The 20,763-nt window shown below is 62.4% G+C and carries 20 protein-coding genes; 15 read left to right on the plus strand and 5 right to left on the minus strand.

What is annotated here, in order from left to right; genetic code table 11:
- Positions 1-15: 15 nt before the first annotated feature.
- From BUA38_RS22495 to BUA38_RS22510, 4 genes are all read right to left on the minus strand, one after another.
- Positions 16-381, minus strand: coding sequence for a hypothetical protein (locus BUA38_RS22495; protein ID WP_156898661.1), 366 nt, complete (start codon positions 379-381; stop codon positions 16-18).
- 19 nt (positions 382-400) lie between these two features.
- A complete protein-coding gene (locus BUA38_RS22500; protein ID WP_197685869.1) occupies positions 401-1,369 on the minus strand; it encodes a VOC family protein in 969 nt (322 codons plus the stop codon).
- Positions 1,370-1,449: 80 nt separating this feature from the next.
- Entirely contained in the window at positions 1,450-1,983 is a 534-nt protein-coding gene (locus BUA38_RS22505; RefSeq protein ID WP_072821312.1) for a cupin domain-containing protein, read from the minus strand.
- A gap of 59 nt (positions 1,984-2,042) precedes the next feature.
- Positions 2,043-2,924, minus strand: a complete 882-nt coding sequence (locus BUA38_RS22510) for an IclR family transcriptional regulator (RefSeq protein WP_197685870.1) — start codon at positions 2,922-2,924, stop codon at positions 2,043-2,045.
- A gap of 218 nt (positions 2,925-3,142) precedes the next feature.
- Here BUA38_RS22510 and BUA38_RS22515 point away from each other — a divergent pair, with 218 nt between their 5' ends.
- The 9 genes from BUA38_RS22515 (at position 3,143) to BUA38_RS22555 (ending at position 12,727) form a co-directional block, all read left to right on the plus strand.
- On the plus strand, positions 3,143-3,958 hold the full coding sequence (locus tag BUA38_RS22515) for an alpha/beta fold hydrolase (RefSeq protein ID WP_072821314.1): 816 nt from the start codon (positions 3,143-3,145) through the stop codon (positions 3,956-3,958).
- A complete protein-coding gene (locus BUA38_RS22520) occupies positions 3,951-4,805 on the plus strand; it encodes an IclR family transcriptional regulator (RefSeq protein WP_072821316.1) in 855 nt (284 codons plus the stop codon). Before BUA38_RS22515 ends, BUA38_RS22520 begins: the two co-directional genes overlap by 8 nt.
- Before the next feature lie 10 nt (positions 4,806-4,815).
- Positions 4,816-5,607, plus strand: coding sequence for an SDR family oxidoreductase (locus BUA38_RS22525; RefSeq protein WP_072826329.1), 792 nt, complete (start codon positions 4,816-4,818; stop codon positions 5,605-5,607).
- Between the two features lie 12 nt (positions 5,608-5,619).
- A complete protein-coding gene (locus BUA38_RS22530) occupies positions 5,620-7,320 on the plus strand; it encodes a thiamine pyrophosphate-binding protein (RefSeq protein WP_072826330.1) in 1,701 nt (566 codons plus the stop codon).
- A 111-nt stretch (positions 7,321-7,431) separates the two neighbouring features.
- Complete coding sequence (locus tag BUA38_RS22535) at positions 7,432-8,922, plus strand: aldehyde dehydrogenase (protein ID WP_072821318.1); 1,491 nt, start codon at positions 7,432-7,434, stop codon at positions 8,920-8,922.
- A 12-nt stretch (positions 8,923-8,934) separates the two neighbouring features.
- Entirely contained in the window at positions 8,935-9,942 is a 1,008-nt protein-coding gene (locus BUA38_RS22540; RefSeq protein WP_197685871.1) for a PDR/VanB family oxidoreductase, read from the plus strand.
- A 74-nt stretch (positions 9,943-10,016) separates the two neighbouring features.
- Positions 10,017-10,241, plus strand: a complete 225-nt coding sequence (locus tag BUA38_RS22545) for a recombinase-like helix-turn-helix domain-containing protein (protein WP_072826332.1) — start codon at positions 10,017-10,019, stop codon at positions 10,239-10,241.
- A gap of 2 nt (positions 10,242-10,243) precedes the next feature.
- The gene (locus tag BUA38_RS22550) at positions 10,244-11,308 is read left to right on the plus strand and encodes an aromatic ring-hydroxylating oxygenase subunit alpha (protein ID WP_072821320.1); all 1,065 of its coding nucleotides are present in this window, start codon (positions 10,244-10,246) and stop codon (positions 11,306-11,308) included.
- A 54-nt stretch (positions 11,309-11,362) separates the two neighbouring features.
- Positions 11,363-12,727, plus strand: a complete 1,365-nt coding sequence (locus tag BUA38_RS22555) for an MFS transporter (RefSeq protein ID WP_072821322.1) — start codon at positions 11,363-11,365, stop codon at positions 12,725-12,727.
- Positions 12,728-12,770: 43 nt separating this feature from the next.
- On the opposite strand, the gene BUA38_RS22560 is transcribed toward BUA38_RS22555, so the two are convergent.
- Entirely contained in the window at positions 12,771-13,403 is a 633-nt protein-coding gene (locus BUA38_RS22560; protein WP_072821324.1) for a TetR/AcrR family transcriptional regulator, read from the minus strand.
- A gap of 149 nt (positions 13,404-13,552) precedes the next feature.
- Here BUA38_RS22560 and BUA38_RS22565 point away from each other — a divergent pair, with 149 nt between their 5' ends.
- From BUA38_RS22565 to BUA38_RS22595, 6 genes are read left to right on the plus strand one after another with little or no spacing between them, the layout of a single operon-like run.
- Positions 13,553-14,632 (plus strand): hypothetical protein, encoded by a 1,080-nt coding sequence (locus BUA38_RS22565; RefSeq protein ID WP_072821326.1) that lies wholly within the window; start codon positions 13,553-13,555, stop codon positions 14,630-14,632.
- Positions 14,633-14,644: 12 nt separating this feature from the next.
- Positions 14,645-15,106 (plus strand): CoxG family protein, encoded by a 462-nt coding sequence (locus tag BUA38_RS22570; protein WP_072821328.1) that lies wholly within the window; start codon positions 14,645-14,647, stop codon positions 15,104-15,106.
- A 5-nt stretch (positions 15,107-15,111) separates the two neighbouring features.
- Entirely contained in the window at positions 15,112-15,972 is an 861-nt protein-coding gene (locus BUA38_RS22575; RefSeq protein ID WP_072821330.1) for an FAD binding domain-containing protein, read from the plus strand.
- Positions 15,969-16,445 (plus strand): (2Fe-2S)-binding protein, encoded by a 477-nt coding sequence (locus BUA38_RS22580; protein WP_072821332.1) that lies wholly within the window; start codon positions 15,969-15,971, stop codon positions 16,443-16,445. Before BUA38_RS22575 ends, BUA38_RS22580 begins: the two co-directional genes overlap by 4 nt.
- Entirely contained in the window at positions 16,442-19,549 is a 3,108-nt protein-coding gene (locus BUA38_RS22585) for a molybdopterin cofactor-binding domain-containing protein (RefSeq protein WP_197685872.1), read from the plus strand. The genes BUA38_RS22580 and BUA38_RS22585 overlap by 4 nt, the downstream gene beginning before the upstream one ends.
- Before the next feature lie 24 nt (positions 19,550-19,573).
- Complete coding sequence (locus BUA38_RS22595; RefSeq protein ID WP_083587703.1) at positions 19,574-20,752, plus strand: amino acid ABC transporter substrate-binding protein; 1,179 nt, start codon at positions 19,574-19,576, stop codon at positions 20,750-20,752.
- The last annotated feature ends 11 nt before the right edge of the window (positions 20,753-20,763 follow it).

Genomic DNA, 20,763 nt, shown 5'->3' on the forward strand with positions numbered 1-20,763 from the left:
TGGTCATGACCTCCGCTAAAGCTTCAGTGCTTCGGTGGCGACGGCGTACTGAAAATAGTTGCGCTGGTCGCGATCGTAGATCGTGACCGATGCGCCGCCTCCCGCCCGTCCGGTGAAGGCTTCGTCGCTGATATGATCGTAGCCGTCGAAAGCGACATCGCCGGTCAGTCGAAGGTCGATCGCGCCTTGCCTGCCGGCGACGAGGATGCGGCCGTCCGCCGTCGATGCGCTGACCCCCGAAGTGATGTCGACAAAGCCATCCGCCGTCGGATTGATCTCGAATGTCTCGCCGGTTCCCAGCGAATAAAGCCGCAACGGACAATGCCCGGAGCGCCGCCGGTGCGCCTCGGCCACAATGATACGTCGGATTTCTGGGCTCATGATCGCTCGTCCTGTCGCGTCAGGCGTGACCGCGGCCGGTTTGATCGATCGCCACGACCTGACGGCGGGTCTTGCCGTCGATGCCGCCTGCTATCGCCCATTCCGCGAAGTTTTCCGGCTTGCGCTCGTGCGTGGCCGCATTCCAGTCGGCCGTGCAGTAATCCTCGTCGGCGTAATATTCGAGCGGCGCGGCGAGCGGGTTTTCGAAGTACCAGAAATAAGCCGAGGAGATCGGATGACGGCCGGGGCCGATTTCGGTCTTCCAGCCCTTCTTGCTCATCGCGATGCCGCCGCCGATGAGCTCGTGAATATCTGTCACCGTAAAGGCGACGTGATTGATGCCGGCTTTGCCAGGCCGGTTGAGGATGAACAGGTTGTGGTGATCGCCGACCTGCTGGCAGCGGGTAAAGGCGCCGTGGCCGGGATATTCGTCGCTGATCACGAAGCCAAGCTTCTCGGTGTAGAAGGCGCGCATGGCGGGAAAATCGGCCGCGAACACCACGACGTGGCCGATGTTGATCGGATGCGCCTGGGTGTGAATCGGCGAGCGCTGATTGACGCGCTGGTGCGAGCCGGGCGCGTTCGGCATCGTCGGCTTGACGGTGATCGGCGTGCGGCGGCTGACCCGGAAGGCGAGGCTCAGGCCATTCGGATCGGTGACGCGGGGCAGGCCGTCGGAGCCGGTCCTAAAAGTTTCGACGCCGCGAAGCACGGCCAGGCTTTTCTGAAGCTCCTGCTCGCTCGCCGCGCCCCAGATCACCTCGCGCACGGTGTTGCCGCTTTCGATCGGAGGCGGCAGATCCGGCGCGTCGTGCGGGCGGACGATCACTTCCGCGCCGTCACGGGTTCGATAGACCAGGCGATCGTCGGCGACGGAGACCTGCGTCACGCCCCAGTCGTCCAGAAAGCGCCGTGCCGCGGCCATGTCGGCCACGCCGAAGACAATTGCGTCGATACCATTGAACGCCATGATCGCAGACCCCTTCATTAAAACTACGCGCCGGCCTCGCGCCATATCCTGCCGGTGGTGCGGGCGCTGACATCGCAACCCAGCGCCGTTGCGAGACATCAGCTGCGCTTGACCTTCGCCAGCGGATGGTCGGCGGGGTAGGTCGGCGTGACCGGCTTCGGAGAACCGATCATCACCATCATGATGGCATCCTCTTCGCCGACATTGATCTCGCCGCGGTACACGCCCGGCGGCACCGAGATGCAATCGCGCTCGCCGAGGATCGATTCCCAGCGCTCGCCGTCCTTTTCGACCATCACCTTGATCTTGCCGCGCAGCACGAAGAAGACTTCTTCGGCATCGACGTGGAGATGCATCGGGCCTTCGCCGCCGGCAGGGATGATCATGTTCGAGAGCGTAAAGTTTTCCGACGGGATCACGTTGCTATCCGAAGCAACGCCGGTGGCGCCGGTGCCGATGAAGCGCTTTTGCGCGCGCCGGTACTTCGGGTCGAAGTCGGCCTGGAATTTCAGCGCGTTCCAGTCATAGGGACGGTCGGCGACGCGCGCGACGCGGCTCTTCATCCAGTCCTCGAAACTGGCGCCTTCGGGCCTATCCCAGGAATGTTTCTGCTGTCGGGTGGTGTCATCCATGTTCGCTCTCCTTGATGGCTTGTTAGTGTGTGGGGTTCTCGATGGTTGGGCATTCCAGTTCATAGCGGTGAAGCTGACGATTGGCGCGGTGAAGCGGGAGCTGAAGCCGCGTGACGGCCGAGATCCTGCGAGATGGCCTGTGCGGTCGCCACCACCTCCGCTTTCAGTGCGCCGTTGAGCTCGGTGTCGTTGGTGAAAAGAGCCACGGCGGAAATATTGATGGCGGCGACGATCCGGTCGGTCATGTCGCGCACCGGGGCGGCGACGCTGGCAACGCCCGGCTCGTAGGTCGCGTTTTGTACGACAAAGCCCTCGCGGCGGTCGTCAGTGAGTTGTTTCAGGAGTTCGGCGAGATTGGTCGGCGGCGTATCGGCGGCAAGCGAGGCATCGTCATAGAGCTGATGGATCTCGGTCTCCGGCAATCCCGACAAGAGCACGCGCCCCATGGTGGTGCGGCGCGCGGGCAGGCGGGTGCCCACGTGGACGGTGCTGGCGATCGAGCGTCGCGTCGCCACGCGTGCGAGATAAACGACGTCGCGCCCGTGCAGTTCGCCAAGATGCGCAGACCATCCGGTGCGGTCACGCAGGCGGATCAGGTGCGGCATCGCCACCTCGACGAGGTCGCGCGAGGCGAGATAGCCGAAGCCGAGGCTGAGAACCTGCGGGCCGAGGCGATAGCTCTTGGTGTTGCTGTCGTAGGCGACGTAGCCGAGCGCGCTCAGCGTGTAGAGCAGCCGATACGCCGATGAGCGGGTGACGCCGAGCGTGTGGGCGACTTCGGACAGGGTAAGGGACTGCTGATCCCCGGACAGGGTCGCGAGGATGTCGAGCCCGCGGATCAATGCCGGCACTAGATAGCGCTCGTCGATACCATCCGGCAGCGCCGTCATGCTGGACGCTGGCGCATTTCCTGCCAGGCGCTTGCCTGCCACGTCCGACATCCCAATCCCTATCTGCTTGAATGATGTTTTGCTAATTAAACCAAGTATAATATACAAAACTGAAATCGGCAAGGCCTTTTTCGAGATCCGCGAACCGACCCCGGTTCAGCGGTATCTAGCTGCTAATTTTCATTTACCTATTGACAAGCAGCCGTCATGAGGTTTTCCTGAGCATAATTGAACATAAAGTTCATATTTGAACAGTCGGGGAAGCGGTCGTGACATCCGTGCGTGAGCTTGCCGAGGGAGTTGAGGTCTTTCGCCGTCGCGGCGAAGCGCAACGCTGCGCGTTCGTGCTGCTCCATGGCGTCGGCAGCAACGCGCGCAGCTTCGAGCCCTTGGTGCAGGCGCTGCCGCCGTCGATCGAGACGATCGCCTGGAACGCGCCGGGTTACGGACAATCGAAGCCGCTTGCCAAGGATTCTCCGGCGCCGCGTGACTATGCCGCCGCGCTCGCCGCTGTCATGGACAGGCTCGGCATCTCGCGTGCCGTTCTCGTCGGCCATTCCCTGGGCTCGTTGTTTGCCGCCAGCTTTGCCGCCAACTATCCCGAACGGGTTTCCGCGCTCGCGCTACTGTCGCCTGCGCTCGGCTATCGTGTGCCGGCGCACGAGCCGTTGCCGCCAGCCGTGCAGCAGCGCATCGATGAACTCAATACGCTCGGTGGGCAAGCGTTCGCAGCGAAGCGCGCGGCGCGGCTGGTCGGCGATCCAGCGCAAAAGCCGCATGTCCTGGCCGCCGTCGAGCGCGCCATGGCGGCGGTGCATCCGCAAGGCTATGCGCAGGCCGTTCGCGCGCTCGGCGCGGGCGACATGCTCGCCGATCTCGCCGCGGTCTCAGTGCCGTCCCTTGTCGCGGTCGGCTCGAAGGACCTGATCACGCCGCCCGATAACGCGAAAGCCGCACGGGACGCCCTGCGCGGAAAGACGACGTATCACGAGATCGCCGGATCGGGCCACGCCTTGCCGCAGGAAGAACCCGCCGTGGTCGCGCGTTTGTTGGCCGCCTTTGTCGGAGACAATGCCCATGCCTAAGCTACCAAAGAGCGATGCAGAGACCGAAGGCGACGATCTCTATGCGTCGCCGCCGGTGCAGCGCGCCGCGCGTCTGCTGCGCTACATCGCCGAAGGCGATGCGGTCACCAATATGTCGGAAACGGCGAGGGCGCTTGGCATCAACCGCACGACGCTTGTGCGCCTGCTCCATACCCTGAGCGCCGAGCGTTTCATCGAACCGCGTCCCGGCGGCAACGGCTGGCGCATCGGCGTTGGACTGATTGGTCTCGCCGCGCAAGCGTTCTTCTCCGAGGATCTGGTGCAGACGTCGGTTCCGGTCCTGACCCGGCTTGCCGATGCGCTCGGCCTGTCGGCGCATCTCGGCGTGCTCGATGGGCTTGAGATCGTCTATCTGGTGCGGCGCGTGCCGAATTATGTGTTTGCGAGCAATATCCGCATCGGCAGCCGGCTGCCGGCTCACGCAGCCAATATGGGCCGCATCATTCTCGCCAATCTGCCGGCGGCTCAGGTCGATCGTCTCTACGCAGGAGCAACCCTCGCACCGGTCACATCGCATACGGCGGTGACACTGGTGCAATTGCACGCCCAGCTCGACGCCGACCGCGCGGCGGGACTGGCCTGGAGCGATGGCAATTACGAAGCCGACATCAGCTCGGTCGCGGCGGCGATTTTCGATGCGACCGGCGCGCCGGTTGCCGCCATCAATGTCAGCGGTCATGCGACCGATTTCGCCGGCGCCAGCCGCCGGTCGCAGATCGCAACAAGTGTGGGGGATGCGGCGGCCGAAATTTCGCAGCGGCTCGGCTGGCGCGGCCATTCCGAGACGGCGACCGATCGCACAACGCCACGACGAAGCCTGGCGTGAGGAGAGGACCGTGGACCTGAAACTTGCCAACCGCATCGCAGTCGTCACCGGCGGAAGCTCGGGGATCGGTCTTGCGACCGCGCAGCTGCTCGTGGAAGCAGGCGCACGCGTCGCGATCTGCGGACGCAACGAGGAACGGCTCGCGCGCGCCAGGGCGAAACTCGAAGACATCAAGTCGGGGTGCGTGCTGGCGAAGACCTGCGACGTGCTCGACACTGAAGCGGTCGCCACATTTGCCCGCAACGTTGCAGCCTGGAGCGGCGGCCGCGTCGACCTGCTCGTCAACAATGCCGGGCAGGGGCGCGTGTCCACCTTCGAATCCACCACCGACGCACAGTGGCGCGAAGAATTCGATCTGAAGTTTTTCAGCCAGATCCTGCCGATCCGCGCCTTCAAGCCGCTACTCGATGCAAGTGACGCGCCGGCCATTGTGGGCGTCAATTCGCTGCTCGCGCTGCAGCCGGAAGCACACATGGTTTGCACATCGGCGGCGCGCGCCGGCGTACAGAATTTGCTGAAATCGCTGGCAAGCGAGTTTGCACCCCGGATCCGCGTCAACACCATTTTGCTCGGTCTCGTCGACTCCGGCCAATGGCAGCGGCGCTTCGAGGCGCGGGCCGACAAGACCCAGTCGCGTGAAGACTGGTTCGCCGGCCTCGCGCGCGAAAAGCGCATCCCGCTTGGACGCCTCGGCACACCGGACGAGCCGGCGCGCGCTATCGTTTTCCTCGGCTCGCCCGCCGCAAGCTACATCACTGGCGCCAGTCTCGAGATTTCGGGCGGCGTGTCCCGATACATCTAACGGATCATGGTCATGAACATCTCCCTCGCCAAAGAGCGTATCGCCCCCTCCGACGCCGCATCGCATGAAGAAGCGGTCGGCGATGCGATCGCCCGCGCGCTGGCCGATCTCGGCGTCACCACGGTGTTCGGCGTGATCTCGATCCACAACATGCCGATCCTCGATGCGATCGGGCGTCATGGGCGCATTCGTTTCGTGCCGGCCCGCGGCGAGGCGGGCGCCATGAACATGGCGGACGCCTATGCGCGCGTCTCGCGCTCGCTCGGCGTCTGCATCACCTCGACCGGAACAGCTGCGGGCAATGCGGCGGGATCCCAGGTCGAAGCGCTCACCGCGGGGTCTCCGGTGCTGCACATCACGACCCAGGTCGATCGCGAGTTCGCCGATCGCGACCGTGCCGCGATCCACGACGTGCCGAGGCAGCCCGATATGCTGAAGGCCATCAGCAAGGCGTACTTGCGCATTTGGGAGCCCGCGGCTGCGATCGGCACGCTGCTTTCGGCTGTGCGTCAGGCTTTGACGGCACCCGCGGGGCCGGTCGCGCTCGAGATTCCGGTCGATGTGCAACGGCTGAAGGTGCGCCGGCGCGAGCTTGGCAAGCTGACGGACGTCCCGCGCGTGATGCCGGAGCCGTCCGAGCTCGATGCGCTGGCGGCGCGCGTGCGGCAAGCACGACGTCCGCTGCTCTGGCTCGGCGGCGGATCGCGTGGCGCCGCGGCGGCAGCACTTGAGCTCGTCGATCGCGGCTTTGGCGCGGTGACGAGCACCAACGGACGCGCGGTCGTGCCGGAAGGTCATCCGCGCAATCTCGGCGCTTTCAACATGACCCGCGATGCGGAGGCGATCTATGCCCGATCCGATCTGATGATCGTGATCGGCTCGCGGCTGCGCGGCAACGAGACCAAGAACAATCGCATGACATTGCCGCCGCTGATTCAGGTCGATGCGGATTCGTTGCAAGCCGGGCGTAACTATCCAGTCGAGCAATTCATCTGCGGCGATGCAAATCTGGTGCTCGAAGGCCTGCTCGAGCGGCTGCCGAAGAAGCTAGAGACGGACGCAGCATTTCTTTCGGAGATTGCTCCGGCCCGCGGCCAGTCGGAGGCTGCGCTGCGTGACAATCTCGGTCCCTATGCCGCGCTCGCCGACACGCTGAGCCAGCGCGTCAGCGGCAACGGCCATCCCTGGGTGCGCGACGTCACGATCTCGAACAGCACGTTCGGCAATCGTTATGTTCGCCTTGCCGCGCCGCATCTCGGCGTCCACGCGCTCGGCGGCGGTATCGGTCAGGGCATCGCGATGGGCATTGGCGCGGCAATGGCCGGCGTTACCGCCAAGACCATCACGCTGCTCGGCGACGGTGGCTCGCAACTGATGCTGGGCGAGTTGGCCACGGCCGTCGAGATGGAAGCGAACATGGTTTTCGTGCTGATGAACGACCAGGGCTACGGCGTCATCCGCAACATCCAGGATGCGCAGTATGGCGGGCGCAAGGTTTACTCCAACATCCTGACGCCGGACTTCTCTCTCATCTGCAAGGCTGTCGGCCTTCCGCACGAACGGGTGCAGCGGATCGAGGACATCGACGCCGCGCTCGACCGCGCGATCGCCATGCCCGGACCCTGTTTGATCCAAATCGACATGGTTGCGATCGGGCCGTTCCGGCAAAGCTTCGCCGGTCCGCCGGCGGGCGCAGCGGGGGGGCGCACGTGATGCTGCGGCGTCTCGGTATCATTGGAGCCGGAGGGATCGCGGACGTCGCGCTGTCGACGCGGCGCGAACTTCTCAACCGCGCCGGCAATCTTGTGATCTAGGAACGTGCGGATGACAAACGTCATGGAGACGCAGAACAGACTTTATATCGGTGGCGAGTGGCGGCGTGGCCGTGGCGCCGAAATCGTTTCGAATTTCCCTGCCGACGGATCGCTGAATGCCCGTCTGTCCGGCGCCTCGATCGAGGATGTCGATCTTGCGATCGAGCGCGCCGAGGACGCCGCCAACGATCCGGCCTGGCGAAGGCTGCTTCCGCATGAGCGCGCGACGTTTCTCTATCGTATCGCCGAGGGTATCGCGAAAAACGCCGAACGCATCTCGCAGGTGCAGTCGCGCGACACCGGCAAGACGCTGACCGAAACCTATGCGCTCGCGATGAGCGCGTCCGGCACCTTCCGCTACATGGCGGCGGCGCTCGAGACCATGGAAGAGGCGATCACGCCGTCGCGTGGACAATATCTGACGTTCTCGGTACACGAACCGCTCGGCGTTACCGCCGGGATCACGCCGTGGAACTCGCCGATCGCGTCCGATGCGCAGAAAGTGGCGCCGGCACTCGCCGCCGGCAACGCGATCCTGCTCAAGCCGTCGTCATGGAGCCCGCTGGTCTCTCTAGAGCTTGCGCGCATCATCGATGAAGCGGGCCTGCCGCGGGGACTGTTCTCGACGCTGCCCGGCGCGGGCGCGATCGTCGGCGACCGGCTGGTGCAGCATCCCGCCATCAAGAAGGTTTCATTCACCGGCGGCACCGAAACCGGCCGCGGGCTCGCGCGCAAGGCGGCCGACAAGTTGATGACGGTGTCGCTCGAACTCGGCGGCAAGTCGCCGACCATCGTATTCGCCGATGCCGATCTCGATATCGCCTGCGCCGGCGTTCTGTTCGGCATCTTCTCCTCGACGGGACAGTCCTGCATCGCCGGCTCACGGCTGTTCGTCGAACGCAGCATCTACCAAGCCTTTGTGGCGAAGCTCGTCGCTGCGACCGAGCGCTTGCGGATCGGCCATCCCTTCGACAAGGCCACGCAAGTTGCGCCGCTGATCAGGCCGCGCCACCGCGACGAAATCGAGGCCCATGTTGCCCGCGCGCGCGCCGATGGCGGCCGTGTCCTGACCGGCGGCGAGCGGCCGATAGGAGCCGACTATCAGCAGGGTACCTATTACAGGCCCACCATTGTCGCTGATCTCGACAACCAAGCGGCGCTGTGCCGCGAGGAGGTTTTCGGGCCCGTGCTCGCCGTGCTGCCGTTCGACGACGAAGCCGAATTGATCCGGCAGTCCAACGACAACGCCTATGGACTCGCTTGCGGGATCTACACGCGGGATTTTCCAAAAGCCTGGCGGGTGGCGCGCGGCATCGATGCCGGCACCGTCTGGATCAACACCTACAAGCAGTTCTCGATATCGACGCCGTTCGGCGGCACCAAGGAGAGCGGCGTCGGGCGGGAGAAGGGCCGCGACGGCATTCGCGCCTGGATGGCACAGAAATCGCTTTATTGCGATCTTGGCAACCGGCCGCATCCGTGGGCCGCGATCGCGGTGTGAAGGGAGAGTGAGATGTCGGACGTCGCAGAAATGATCCCGCCTGCAAAACTCGGCGCGAGCGCATCGAATGCCGCCGCGCCATCGAGCATTCAGGCCCGCGTGCGCGCCATGCGTTGGGAAGCGCCCGGCGTGCTGTCGCTCGAACTCTCTTCTGCCGACGGCGCCATGTTGCCGCCCTTCGAGCCCGGCGCGCATGTCGATCTTCGCCTGCCGGATGGCACGTTGCGGCAATATTCGCTGTGCGGCGATCCATCGGATCGCTCGCACTACCGGCTCGGCATTCGCGCGGTCAGCGGCGGGCTGTCGTCGACCTTCGTGCACCGCAAGCTGCGCCCCGGCGAACTCGTGACCGTCAGCGCGCCGCGCAACAATTTTCCGCTTGAAGACGCGCAGCGTTACATTTTCGTTGCCGGTGGCATCGGAATCACGCCGCTGATTCCGATGATGCGGGAAGCGCGCGAGCGCGGCAGGCCGTGGACATTGCTCTATTGCAACAAGCGAGACGGCGAGGCGCCGTTTCTTGACGAGATCCGCGCGCTCGGCGGCGAGGTTTCCTTGCACAGTTCGGAGGCCGGCACGCGGCTCGATGTCGCAAGCAAGCTGGCTGCGATGCAGGACGGCGCCATGATCTATTGTTGCGGGCCTGAGCGGCTGATGACCGCGGTAGAGGAGGCGACTGCCGCCTGGCCGGAAGGCACCGTGCATTTCGAATGGTTCGCGCCGCGCAGCCGGCCGGCTGATGATGCCGCGGGCAGCTTCGAGGTGGTCTGCAATCTCTCTGGCTTGACGCTCACCGTGCCCGAAGATCGCAGCGTTCTCGATATTCTCAACGAGGCCGGCATCGAGGTTCCCTGCTCATGCCAGCAAGGAATTTGCGGAACCTGCGAGACGCGGGTGGTTTCCGGCGAAGTCGACCATCGCGACAGCATCCTGTCGTCGGTCGAGCGCGCCGCAAACGAGACCATGATGACATGCGTGTCGCGGGCCAAGGCCGGCTCGCGCCTCATTCTTGATATTTGACGGCATCGCCGCGATGGCGGCGTGGCGGAGTTTTTGAACGACCTGAGATGAACCCGATCGTTTGGGAGGACAGCATGGAATACCGATTTCCCTACCTCAGTCCGCATCAGACCCGGACTCAGCCGCCGACCGCGTGGCAGCAGGAACTCGCCAACGCGATCGAGGGCATTTTCAGCAAGGGCGCGCGCGAGCTCGATGAACTTGTCGCCGGCCTGAACGCCTCGCGCGTTCGCCCGCCGAACGGCGGCGACTGGACCGAAGCCAATTTCACCGCGGTCATGAAAGAACTGGGAGCCTGACCATGAGCGTTGCAACACTCGACCGTACCGCCAATACACCCGCGCCCACCGATCAGCAGGTCCAGGCCTATCTGCTCACCGGCTTGCGCAATCGCTGGTGGCCGATCCTGCCCTCGCGCTTCGTCGAAGCCGGCGGCAAGCCGCTCGGCCTGACCCGGCTCGGCGAATCTCTGGTGCTGTGGCGCGACTCGCGCGGCGTCATTCACGTGCAGGCCGATCGTTGTCCTCATCGCGCGGTGCCGCTGTCGCGCGGCATCAACGAGGGCGATCGGCTGCGCTGCAATTACCACGGCGTCGAGGTTGGCCCCGACGGCAAGGTGCTGAAGGTTCCCGGCCAACCCGGCTGCCCGCTCGAAGGCAAGAAGGCGGTGAAGACCTATCCGTCGCGAGAAATAGCCGGCGCCATCTTCGCCTGGTTCGGCGACGCGCTGCACCAGGAGGCGAGCGAGTTTGAGCCCCCGGAGCAATTGGTTGATCCGGAATACTCGCACTTCCTCTGCTATGCAGACTGGGAGATGGCGTGGCGTTATGCCTTCGACAATCTCATGGATCCCATGCATGGCACATTCCTGCATGCCAACTCCCACACCATGTTCCAGGGGGAGACCCAGGCCCATTTCGTCACCCGCGATACGCCGCATGGCTATTTCTTCGAGAAAGAAGGTCAGCGCGACGTGAACTTCGATTGGAGCGAATTTGTCGATAAAGGTGCGCTCTATGTTCGTCTCGAAATTCCCTATCCGCCATCGGGCGGACCCGGCGGCAATTTCGGGATCGTCGGTTTCGGTACCCCGATCGACGAGAATACAATGTGCGTGTTCTTCTGGCGCGTCCGCAAGGTGAACGGCTGGCAGCGCGACGTTTGGCGCTTCCTTTACAAGACCAATCTCGAACCGCGTCACTGGGACGTTCTTGAGCAGGACCGCGAGATCCTCGCCGGCGTCAAGCCGGGCCTCGAGAAATACGAGATGCTCTATCAGCACGATGCCGGCGTGATCCGGCTGCGCCGTTATCTGGCGCAGCAAGCGCGCAAGCAACTGGTCGAACTTCAGGCCGCAGGGAAATAACGGTCGCGCGCGACGGCGACATCATGCAGCGGACGGCTGCAAACGGAGGCTAGGATGAATGTTATGGCACAGCAACCGGCGGGCGCGCTGGAGACGGCTGACAACACGCTCAGTCCCCAGGCAAGCCACGCGATCTGGGGCGCGGCGGTCGGCTTCTTTGTCGACAATTACGACATCTTTCTGCCGGTCATCGCGCTTGCGCCGGCCATGGTCTACTTTATCCCGGCGGATGTGCCGCCCGGCATCGCGGCGGTGGCGTCCGCAATGATCTTTGCGACGACGCTGATCGGCCGGCCGTTGGGAGCGTTCATCTTCGGTCACTTTGCCGACACCATCGGCAGAAAGCGCACGACCATCATTTCGGTGATGGGTTTTGGTGTCGTCACGCTGCTGATTGCCGTCCTGCCTGGCTATGAGACGCTTGGGCCGGCGGTGATCTGGATTTTCATCGGCTTGCGTCTGATCGACGGCATCTTCCTCGGCGGCGAATACACCTCCGCCAATCCGCTGGCGATGGAATATTGTCCAAAGGACAAGCGCGGTCTGTTTGGCGCGGTGATCCAGAGCGCAGCGCCGCTGGGGACGGCTGGCATTTCGCTCGTGACGCTGGCGGTGCTGCTGCTGTTTCCGGCAAAGGGACCCGGCTCGCCCTATGTGGAGTGGGGATGGAGAATTCCCTTCTTCGTGGGTTCGATCATGGCGTTTGCGCTTGCCTATTATTACCAGAATTCAGTCGAGGAATCCGAAATCTGGCGCAAGTCGGACAAGACCGCGCACGCTAGTTCGCCGATCAAGATGCTGTTCACCGGCGAAAACCTGAAGAGCTTCTTGCAGGTGTTCGTTGTGATGACCGGCTTCTGGCTGCTTCTCAACGCCTCGCTTGCGGTGATGCCCGGTCTGCTTGCCGTGCAGATGAAAGTGGGAAGCGTCGAGACCACAAGCGCGCTCGTGATCGCCTATCTCGCGCTGAGCGTGGTCTACGTTCTCGGCGGCGTAGTCAGCCAGCTCATCGGCCGCCGGACCTATCTGCTGGTCGCAAGCGTCTGCACGGCGACGCTGGGCACGCTTTGTTACTACCTGCTGTTGAACACGGTTCCCGGTGATCTGACACGCATCATGATCCTGACGACGTTGACAACGGTGCTGGTCGTCGCTCCCGGCGCGCTCGGCACCGTCTATATCAACGAACGGTTCAGAACGACGGTCAGGGCATCCGGCTTCGGCCTGGGCTACAGCCTCGCAATCATTCTGCCCGCGTTCTACGTCTTCTATCAGACCTGGCTCGCCTACTTTATGCCTTTCAAGTACACCGTGCTGGTGCTGGTGGTGGTCGGGGCCGTCCTCATCTTCGTCGGAGCCGCGCTCGGTCCCGAGACCAAGGATGTCGATTTTGGATCTGCGGCCGCGGAGAAGACGTAGTCTTCATTCGCGTCGACAAGATAGTCCTCGTTCTTCATCCGGCTTACCGCGCCGAGGACCGTGTTGACTGGCGCGAATGCGAGTTTTGGCTCGCTGAACGCCGCTCGTTGCCCAAAATCAGATCGCACAGGAGTTCGATTTCTTCGTCGCTGCACGCCGCGCCTCGATTCACATGGGCCCCCATCGCGAAACCATCGAAGGCCATGAAGATGATGTGCGATACGGATTTCACGTTGACGGCCTTCAGGCGATCGGGCGGCAGGATGTCGCGAAGCATCTCGGCTACCGATTTCTCGGCCGTCTTCAGCAGCGACGGGTCATATCCCTCGCGGCTCGCACCCGAAACGGCCTGAATAATATTGTTGGCGAACGCGTTTTCTTCCGCCGGGATATCGCGCCAGATCACCGCGATCAGATGCTTGAGCCTCTTGCGGGAATTACGTATCGCCAGGAGCTCGATCTCGAGTCGCTTGAGGCGCTCTCGAAGCCAGGGGTCGTAGATGGAATAGAGAATGTCGAACTTCGAAGGAAAATACGAATAGAGGTTCGCCGTGGATATCTCGGCCTCACCGGCGATCTGACTGAGAGTCGTGCCGTTGTAACTCTGTTCGCGAAACAGGCGATGTGCCGCGCCGAGGATCGCTTCGCGTACGGCCGGCTTTTTAACTTGCGCCATTGCTAAATCCTACGGCTTCGCCAAGCGGGTTCCGGTCCCTGGTCAAGGAATGGGCGTTTAACGAATGACATTTGGTATTGACAGTTCTGCCCACAAGGCTTTTGATCTCGATCAAGAACATTTTCAAGTTTGGACAATGGAGGTGACCAATGTTGCAGGCAGCCATTCGCGCGCCCGAGGGAAATCCCGCAGGTCTGGCCTTTCTTTATCGGCGGCAGTTCGAGCTTTGCAAGGTGCAGCGCGGCGAAACGATCGCGCTGGTCAGCGACCTGACGACCCGACGCGAATATATCCAGGCTGCGTTCGCCGCCGCGGATGAATTGGGCGCCGACGTCTATGAGATGTGCGTCAATTCGGTCCCCTCATGGACCAAGGTCGGCGTCCCCACCATCGGCAAGTGCAAGGGGACGTTGGAGGCTGTTCGCGCCGCCGATATCATTGTTATCTTCCACGTTCCATTATTCACGAAGTGGCTCAAGGAGGTCATGAATGGCGGCACGCGCGTCCTGATGATCATCGATGCGCCAGACGATCTCGATCATCTGATGTCGCCCAAGGGTCTCAAGGACGCCGTCAAACATGCGCACAAGCGGCTGAGCCAGACCAAGAAGGTCCACGTCGTAAGCGATGCCGGAACCGATTTCACGTACACCTGCGGCGAATATCCGGTGATGAGTCAGTGGGGTTATGCCGACGAACCCGGCCATTTCGACCATTGGGGCGCCGGGCATGTTCACACGTTTCCCAACGAAGGGACCGCGAACGGCACCGTCGTTTTCCAGCCTGGTGACATCATCATTCTTCCCTACTGCCGGTACGTCCAGGATCCTGTTCGCCTCGATATCCGCGACGGCTTCGTCACCAAGATCGACGGCGGCCTCGATGCCAAGCTGATGCGGGACTGGTTGAACGACAACAAATCCTCTCCCGACGATCGCGATCCCTTTGCGGTGTCGCATTTGGGCTGGGGCCTCAATCCGCAATCGCTGTGGTACGGAATTGCGCTCAACGGTGACGAGCCCGAACGCAGCCGCGCAGCCGCACGCACTTTCCCCGGCAACTTCCTGTTCTCCACCGGGCCGAATAGCCAGGGCGGCGGCAAGCGAAATACCCGCGGCCACTATGACGTGCCGATGCGGGATTGCACCGTTGTTCTCGACAACGAGGTGGTGATCGAGAAAGGTCGTCTCGTAGACCCGGCGATGGTGGTCGAGCGCGAAGCACGCTAGGGCGCGATCGATATGCGTATCGAGGATCGCTTTTCCATTGCCGCCCCTCGCGATCGTGTCTGGCAGGCGATTCGCAGCCCGGACATCGTGGCTTCGTGCCTGCCAGGATGCCACGACGTCGAGGTCATCAGTCCAACCAATTACAAGGCCAGAATCCGGGTGCAGCTCGGCCCCATCAAGGCGGACTTCGCGATCGATATCGATGTGATCTCTGAAATCGAATTCGAGGAAGTGCGCTCTCGTTCCCGGGGCGAGGAAGGGGGCAGGGCCAGTTCGCTGTCTTCGGAGAATGTGCTGCGACTGACTGCGCTCGATGCCGAGACCACCGAACTGCATTACTCATCCGAAGTCGCGGTGGTCGGTCGCCTCGGCAAATTCGGCCTCGGTGTCATGAAGAAAAAGGCGGAAAGCCTCGGCCACGACTTTGCGGTCGCCTTCAGACAAAAAATTGAACATGCCGCGGTAGACAAGTAACATCGATGGATCTCTTCCTTCCACAAACGATCGAAGAGGCGGTTGGACTTCTGGTCCAGCATGAGGGCGCCCGCTGCATCTCCGGGGGCGCCACGCTCGTCGCGATGATGAATGCGGGCCTGGTCGAGCCGGCCGCCTTGATCAGCTTGCGGCAGATCCCGGCGCTGTCCGGGATCGTGCGCGAAGCCGATGGCCGGGTTCGAATCGGCGCGATGACGCGCCACGTCGACACCGCGACTTCGGCTTGCTTCAAGGATGGGCAGCGCGTCGTGCCTTCTGCCGCGGTGCGTATCGCCAATCGCGTCGTCCGCAATATGGGCACGATGGGCGGGTCGATTTCGTTTGCGGATCCTGCGGCCGACTACCTCGCCGCGCTTACGGCCGCAGAAGCGATAATCGACATTGCCTCACCTGAAGGCAGCCGATCGCTTCCCATCGCCGACTTCGTCACGGATTGGTACACCACCGCGCTTGCTCCCGACGAAATTGTTACGTCGATCAACGTTCCGGCCGCGCCGCTTGGCTCGGTCGGCCATTACGAGAAACTGGCGCGAGTTTCCGGTGATTTCGCGATTGTTTCGATTGCGATCATGGCGAAGTTCGAAGGCGATATCTGCACGTTCATTCGCATGGCGGTGGGCGGATGCGGGCCCGCCCCGCTGCGCCTGCGGGAAGCGGAAGCTTTGCTCGAAGGAACCTCCGTGAGTCCTTCGCTGATTTCGGAAGCGGGCCGTATGCTGGTTGCCATCAGCGACCCCGTCGACGACGTGCGTGCATCGGCCGAATATCGTCGCACCGTGCTGCCGCGGCTGCTCGTGAAGGCGATTTCACAGATCCAACACGCAGAAAAAGCCGAGGTCGCATGAGCAGGCCGCAGCTCATCGAACTATGTGTGAACGGTTCGCAGCGGGCGGCTCGCGCCGGCTCGGATCAGACGCTGCTCGAGGTGTTGCGCGACGAGCTTCATCTCACCGGGCCAAAGCGTGGCTGCAACCAGGGAGTTTGCGGAGCCTGCACGGTGCTGGTCGATGATCAGCCGGTTCGCTCGTGCCTGTCGCTGGCGGTCCTGACCCAGAACCGATCAATCACCACGGTCGAAGGGCTGGCGGATGGAAAATCACTGACGGCCTTGCAGAAGGCCATCATCGACTTTGGCGCCGTCCAGTGCGGATTTTGCACCGGCGGAATGCTGATGGTCGCGCATGCGCTGTTGGCCGAAAATCCGCACCCGACCCCGGACGAAGTCCGATCGGCGCTTTCCGGCAACCTGTGCCGTTGTTCCGGTTACACCAAGATTGTCGAGGCCGTCTGTCGCGCCAACGAAGGAATGCACCCGTGAGCGTGGTCGGACAAAGCATTCCCCGGTTGGATAGCCGCGAAAAGGTATCGGGCAGGGCGCATTACATCGCCGACCTTTACCGGCCCGGCATGCTGTATGGCGCCATCCTTGGCAGTCCGTACGCCCACGCTCGCATCAAATCCTATGATGTGCGCGCTGCCAAGCAACTTCCCGGCGTGGTCAGCGTCTTGACCGGTTCGGATTTCAAGGGCGGGAAGTTCGGTCCCTTCATCAAGGATGAAACCGTCCTGGCGGCCGGAAAAGTTCGCTACGTCGGCGAACCCGTCTGCATTGTTGCGGCCGAAGATGAAAAAACGGCTCGCCGCGCCGCCCGCATGATCGAGGTGGAATACGAGGAGCTGCCAGCGGTCTTGACGCCTGATGAGGCCATGGCGGCGTCCGCGCCGGTCATTCATGAAGACAACGAATCCTATTTTCGCGTGCATCACACGGACTGCGGCGGAAATCTGGCCTGGTCGACCTCCTTTGCGGAAGGCGATATCGAGCGCGCCTGGTCGGATTGCGACGTCATCGTCGAGGGCGAGTTCGAGACGCAAGCGCAGGCGCACGTGGCCATCGAACCATGTGGGGCGCTGGCGGAAATCGATTCGACCGGTCGGGTGACGTTGTGGTCCTCCAACCAATCCGTATTCCGCGTCCAGGCCAACGTCTGCGAGGCGCTCAGCCTTTCGATGTCAAAGTTGCGATGCGTGACCCCTCGGGTGGGTGGCGGCTTCGGCAACAAGATGGAAATGCATGTTCAGGCGATGACGGCGGCGCTTGCGATCGACAGCGGCCGGCCGGTCAAGCTCATCCTCAGCAGGGAAGAGGACTTTGAAATCGTCCGCCACCGGCACCCTTATCGGATCCGGGCAAAAACCGGCGCAAAGCGCGACGGCACGCTGGTCGCACGTGAAGTGGATATTGTCGTCGATTGCGGGGCATATGGTGACGACAGCCCGGGCGTGATGGGCTTTTCGTTGCTGATGGCGCGTGGGCCATACCGGATTCCGAATGTGCGCGCGGCAGGGCGGCTGTATTACACCAACAAGATCCGGTTTGGGGCCTTCAGGGGTTTCGGCAATCCGCAGGTGTCGTTCGCGACCGAGATCCAGATCGACGAGATCGCCGAAAAAATCGGCATGGATCCGCTCGAGCTTCGATTGAAGAACGCTACGCGCAAGGGTGACAGCTGGGTCGGCGGCGGGCCCGTCCACTCCGACGGCTTTGTAGGTTGCCTGAAAGCCGTTCGTGAATCTTCCGGGTGGAATCGCCGTGACAAGCTGCCGGCCGCGCCCGGCAAACGTCGCAGTCTTGGTTTGGCCTGTTCCTCTCACATCAGCGGCTTGCTGGCGACGGCTGCGATCGTTCGCGTCCTCGAAGATGGCACGATCGTTCTGAACACCGGGGCCGTCGATATCGGACAGGGCTCGGATACCGTGCTGACGCAGATGTGCGCCGCCTCACTGGAAATCCCGGTCGATCGCGTTGTCATCGGCAGTCCCGACACTGACAGTTCGCCTTACAATTGGGGAACGACCGCCAGCCGCGTAACCTATATGGTCGGACGGGCGATCGTTGCGGCGGCGGCTGAGGTGGAGGAAAAACTCAAGACCCACGCTGCCGATATTTTCGAGTGCTCGACCGCGGACCTCACGCTGCGTCCGGGCGGCAAGATCGGGATCGTCGGCATTCCGGAACGCGAGTTGAGTTTCCAGGATCTATCGCTTCGGGCGCACTGGGCGGTTGGCGGTCCCATCATGGGGTCGGCCAGCGTGATGTACGACCAGCAGACGATTGATCCGAAGCGGACCATCGCAACCGGAGTGCCATTTCCGCAGATCGGCGTGTTCTCATTTTCGGCAATCGTTTGCGACGTCGAAGTCGATGAGGCGACCGGCAAGGTCACCGTCAATGAAGCATGGTCGGCGTGTGACGTCGGAAAGGCCATCAATCCCGGATCCGTCGAGGGACAGATACAGGGCGGCTTTGTCCAGGGGCTCGGCTTCGCCCTCTGCGAGGAAGTCGTATGGGATGGCGCCAAGATCGCCAACCCCAGCCTCATGGACTACAAAGTACCGACGACACTTGATGTGCCGCCCAAGGTCCATGCTCTTCTCATCGAAGATCCGGAGCCGGATGGCCCGTTCGGCGCCAAGGGCATCGGCGAAATTCCCATCTGCGCCGTCGCGCCGGCCGTCATGAACGGCATAGCGGGGGCATGCGGCCGTCGCTTGCGCCGGCTTCCCGCCACCCCGAGCGGGTGCTTTTTGCGATGCTCGACGCAGGAGAGCCTCATGCGTCCTGAAGATTATCCCGCGCAGGAACCGTTTTCGCCGCCCGCACGCCTCTATCATGACGAGGTGATGAAGCGCGGTGCCTCCGTCATCGGGGGAAAAGAATTTTCATATGGACCTGATCCGTACCAGAGCGTGACGATCTGGAACGCGCAAAAACCAAATGGCGCGGTGCTTGCGTTCATTCACGGGGGCGGGTGGACCAATGGCTACAAGGAATGGATGGCGTTCATGGCGCCGGCCTTCGCGGATGCCGGAATCACGTTCGCAAGCATTGGATACAGGCTGGCTCCGCAGCATGTATTTCCGGCCGGCTTTGATGACGCCGCCGCGGGAGTGGCTTTGGTGGCCAGGCATGCGCGCTCATTTGGCGGTGACCCGTTGCGGGTTTTTGTCGGCGGCCATTCGGCCGGTGGACATTATGCAGCCCTCATGGCGCTGACGCGCTCCGATATCGCGCTGCGCGGCTGTTTGCCGATCTCGGGCGTGTTCGACTTCGGTCCGCAGTCCGAACTCACGATGAGGCCGCGCTTCCTTGGCCCTCCCGATTCGGGCAGCGAAGGGCCGGCCAGTCCGATTACCAATATCAGCGGCAAACCTGGCCCATTTTTCATCGCTCACGGCAGTGAAGATTTTCCTCATCTCATGAGCCAGTCGGTTCGCATGGAGGACGCGCTGCGCGCCGCCGGCGGCGAAGTCGAGTGGCTCGTGCTCCAGGGGCGAGATCATTTTACTGCAAGCTATGCCGGTGGCGAATCGAAGGGGCCTTGGGTGCCGCGGGCTGTCGAGTGGATTTTGCGGCATTAACGACCAAAGCGAGAGGGTATCCGGATGAAAAGACTTCTCCTCGCCGCGATATTTGCGGCAGCACTACCCCACTTGGCGTCGGCCGAGGATCCCATCAAGATCGGCTATGCGATCTCGAAAACCGGTCCTTTCGCGCCCGCCGCGCAAACCCAGCTCAATGCCTATCAGCTTTGGGCGGACAAGGTCGCAGCCGACGGCGGCATCGACGTCGGCGGCGTCAAGCGGCCGGTTCAGTTTGTGGTCTATGACGATCAGTCAGATTTCGGCAAGGCGCCGGCGATATATGAGAAGCTGATTACCAGCGACAAGGTCGATCTGCTGCTCGCGCCGTGGGGCACGCCTTTTCATTTTTCGATCGTCGGCATTCTGGAGAAGTATCATTTTCCGGTCGTAGGCAATTCGGCGGCATCGACCACGATCCGTGACGTCAAGCCGGGCAATATCTGGTTTACGACCTCGGCCATTCCGGATCATCTTGCGAGTGAGCTCGTCAAGATGATGAAGTCCGCAGGCGTCAAGACGGTCGCCATCAACACCCTGCAACTGCCGTTTTCGCAGGAATTCAAGAAATACCTGATGCCCGCGATCGAGAAGGACGGTGGCTTCAAGGTCGTCGTCAACGAGGAATATGCGCCCGACACCAAGGATATGACGGCGACACTCACCAAGATCAAGCAGGCGGCCCCGGACGCTATTCTGTCGCTGTCCTATCCGCCGGATTCGGTGTTGTTCATGAAGCAGGAACGCGAACTCGGCATCAATGCGCCGTTCCAACTGGTCCTGATCGGGCCGACCGATCATTTCTTCTCCAAGATCTTCGGCTCCAATCTCGATGGCACCATCACCATGGGCCATTGGTCGCCGGCGCAGGCAAAGTGGCCCAAAGCCAAACCGTTCTACGATGCCTATTTCAAGAAATTCAACGAGCCGCCGGACTATCTGGATTCGGCTCTGGCCTGGATGTCGATCGAGGTCCTCGAACAGGCCGTCAAGAAGGTCGGTCTCGACAAGGACAAGTTGAGACAGGAGATCGCTTCGGATACCTTCGACACCATCAATGGTCCCGTGAAGTTCAACGGCGTCGAGAACGTCACCACGCCCACGATGTATCTGCAATTCCAGAAAGGCGAGGCGCAGATCATCTGGCCGGCATCCGAGGAGACCGCAAAGATGATCAAGAAGCCTGCCTGGTCGCAGAACTGAATGCGTAGCGA

The sequence above is a fragment of the Bradyrhizobium erythrophlei genome, from assembly GCF_900142985.1.
GTDB classification, from domain to species: domain Bacteria; phylum Pseudomonadota; class Alphaproteobacteria; order Rhizobiales; family Xanthobacteraceae; genus Bradyrhizobium; species Bradyrhizobium erythrophlei_B.